This window comes from Aneurinibacillus sp. UBA3580 (assembly GCF_002375825.1).
Taxonomy (GTDB): Bacteria; Bacillota; Bacilli; order Aneurinibacillales; family Aneurinibacillaceae; genus Aneurinibacillus; species Aneurinibacillus danicus.
In genome coordinates this window covers 1-2,484 of the sequence record NZ_DFMZ01000055.1, presented here as the reverse complement: position 1 = coordinate 2,484, position 2,484 = coordinate 1, and the positions used below count along the sequence as shown (strand labels likewise).

The 2,484-nt window shown below is 46.1% G+C and carries 6 protein-coding genes; 5 read left to right on the top strand and 1 reads right to left on the bottom strand.

Features of this window, described 5'->3' with window-relative positions; all coding sequences use genetic code 11:
* From B2899_RS08915 to B2899_RS08900, 4 genes are all read left to right on the top strand, one after another.
* On the top strand, positions 1-186 hold a 186-nt coding region (locus B2899_RS08915; protein WP_286885177.1), incomplete at its 5' end, for a hypothetical protein.
* A gap of 41 nt (positions 187-227) precedes the next feature.
* Positions 228-380, top strand: coding sequence for a YuiA family protein (locus tag B2899_RS08910; protein ID WP_170230275.1), 153 nt, complete (start codon positions 228-230; stop codon positions 378-380).
* 90 nt (positions 381-470) lie between these two features.
* Complete coding sequence (locus B2899_RS08905) at positions 471-740, top strand: YuiB family protein (protein ID WP_146810543.1); 270 nt, start codon at positions 471-473, stop codon at positions 738-740.
* A 163-nt stretch (positions 741-903) separates the two neighbouring features.
* Complete coding sequence (locus tag B2899_RS08900) at positions 904-1,569, top strand: 3D domain-containing protein (RefSeq protein ID WP_146810545.1); 666 nt, start codon at positions 904-906, stop codon at positions 1,567-1,569.
* A gap of 58 nt (positions 1,570-1,627) precedes the next feature.
* Here B2899_RS08900 and B2899_RS08895 read toward each other — a convergent pair whose 3' ends face one another.
* On the bottom strand, positions 1,628-2,110 hold the full coding sequence (locus tag B2899_RS08895) for a divergent PAP2 family protein (RefSeq protein WP_146810548.1): 483 nt from the start codon (positions 2,108-2,110) through the stop codon (positions 1,628-1,630).
* 153 nt (positions 2,111-2,263) lie between these two features.
* Here B2899_RS08895 and B2899_RS08890 point away from each other — a divergent pair.
* The coding region (locus B2899_RS08890) for a M17 family peptidase N-terminal domain-containing protein (RefSeq protein ID WP_286885171.1) at positions 2,264-2,484 on the top strand (221 nt) is incomplete at its 3' end.

The following is a 2,484-nucleotide window of genomic DNA, read 5'->3' as shown; positions in this document are numbered from 1 at the left end:
CTAAGGAAGAAAAAGGCCTTCGCCTTTTTCCCCATTGAAATCCTCTCCTCCTTCTTTCCTCTCTTTTTCTTCGTACCACAAAAGTCAGCCGCCCTTCTCATGATTTTCATATCGGGGTTGCGGCTAACCAGGCATGGTGGTTTGATTACTTTACAGCAGGGAAGAAATTATTATATAATATTTTGAAAATATAGATATTTGATAAATATACTCCAGGAGGGATAACTATGAGTGAAAGAAATACACAAGAGACGTGCGTATATTGCGAGGGCAACGGGTACTTTCAACTTATTACCGGAGGTTCGACAACATGCCCTTCCTGTAGTGGCCAGGGAAGCGTAGAAGTGCATGAACCGGAAGTGACGGCAGGGACAAAATAGAATAAAAAATGACGAAATAAGCAGGGCGATTGACCCCCTTGTCCGAATCCAGTACACTGAAATGTAGAAATATGGATGGGGGTGATATGATTGAATATCGCGCAATTTATTATTGGAATTCCGCTGTTTATCGTCCTCCTTTTCGGAATCGGATTTATTTTAAATATGCTGATTAAGACCACGTGGATGCCGACGTTTCTGTATTTGAGTATTGTGGCAGGCGTGCTGATATATTTAGTAATAAATCATCGTACTCCGCATGTAGTCGACTATGTAATGTTAACTTCCGGTTTGCTGGGCGCCATTGCCAGCGGCTGGACGATTAAGATACTGCGTATGAAAGGCTACCGCATGTTTTAGATTGATGGATGAATGTTGAAAGCTCCCCGGCGAGGGAGCTTTTTTCCATTTATAAGAAAGTTTGTCTTATTTTCTCTTCTCTCTATTTTCATTTCTTGTACTTCCTACGTATAAGTCCGGGAAGGGCGGGAGATGATGAGTAGAAGAGGAGGCTAGTATTTACATGGACATTATTGTAAAGAGTGTGAAAGGCTCTCTTACCTATCTGCTCATTGCGCTTATCTGCACCGTGCTTGGCATCTATATTCTACTGGAGGAACCACAGCAGAAAACCGCGGCTTTTCCAGAGACGAAGCAGGCTAAAATGCAGGGAACGACAGTGTCACACGCAGAAAAACCAAAGGATAAGCAAGTGGAAAAACCAGAGAAAGTAGCGCGGTTTCCACTGGCATCCAGCGGAGAAACGGTAGAAGCGCTGGCCACATTAGCGCGATATCCGAAGGTGAATGTCGTGGCAACCGGCTATTCACCCGGTCCCGAATCCACCGGAAAGGATGTCGGGCATCCTGCGTACGGGATTACATATTCGGGAGTAAAAGCAAAGCGTGCCGCAGGTGCTTTCTCTACAATCGCCGCCGATCTGGATTTGTTTCCGCTGGGCACCATTCTCTATATTCCGGGTTACGGCTATGGAGTCGTGGCGGATATCGGTTCAGCGATTAAGGGAAATAAAATCGACTTGTATTTTGACAAGAAAGAGGACGTATATAAACAGTGGGGCAAGAAGCAACTCGACGTATATGTGATCGAGCGTGGAGACGGCAAGATGAACGAAGAAACGTTTGCCCGTTTAAATCAATTGATTCAAAATGAAGCGAAAAAACAATAATAGCAATAAAAAAGAGGACAGGTCAGGCGGCCTGTCCTCTCATTATGCACGCTGCGCATTATAGCTTAAGCAAATAGTACAGAAGGATGGATTGGATAATACCGAGCCAGCCCCCCACCAGCACTTCACTCGGCTGATGGCCCAGCAATTCCTTGAGCTTCTCGGCGCGTTCACGGCGCGGTTTAACACGCATTGTTTTCAACTCGTCAATCAGTTGATTAAAGTCTTCCACCAGGAGATTAAGAACGGCCGCATGCGTACCTGCATGACGCCGTATGCCGGCCGCGTCGAACATAATGATGATGGAGAAAACAACGGAGATGGCAAAATAGGTGGAATCAAAGCCTTCGACCAATCCTACCGCAGTCGTAAGCGCGGTGACGGCCGCCGAGTGGGAGCTCGGCATTCCTCCGGTGCTGAATGCAAGCTTCCAGTCCCATTTGCGCAATGCAAAAAACGTAATAGGCACTTTGACTCCCTGGGCGATGCCGATAGCAAGCAGAGCGGACCAGAGCGGAAAATTAGAAAACAGAGCGGACATTAACTTCTTCCTTTCTTAGAAGGTCTCTTTCTTTATTGTATAACGAATAGACGAATAAATCATTTTCTTAGAGGAAAAATCTTTATCGGGCATGTTCCCTACATTTTCTTTTCCCCTATTTGCTGATAAAATTTTAGTGGAGGTGCAGATGCGATGAAAATCGAAGTGAAAAGCGGAAAACTGCAGGATTGCACGACGAAATGCTTGATTGTCGGAATTTGGGAAGGTGAGAACGCACTTCCGGCACTGCTGAAAGAAACGGATGAGAAAATGGGCGGAGCGCTGTCCGCGCTGTTCGCAGACGGAGAAATTAGCGGCAAAAAGAAGAGCGTCCAGTTTATACATACGTTCGGCAAAGTACCGGCGCGCCGGAT

Excerpts from the sequence above, each read along its gene's own strand:
- B2899_RS08900 (WP_146810545.1), top strand. The coding sequence starts at position 904 with ATGGACATTATTGTAAAGAGTGTGAAAGGCTCTCTTACCTATCTGCTC.
- B2899_RS08910 (WP_170230275.1), top strand. The coding sequence starts at position 228 with ATGAGTGAAAGAAATACACAAGAGACGTGCGTATATTGCGAGGGCAAC.
- B2899_RS08895 (WP_146810548.1), bottom strand. The coding sequence starts at position 2,110 with ATGTCCGCTCTGTTTTCTAATTTTCCGCTCTGGTCCGCTCTGCTTGCT.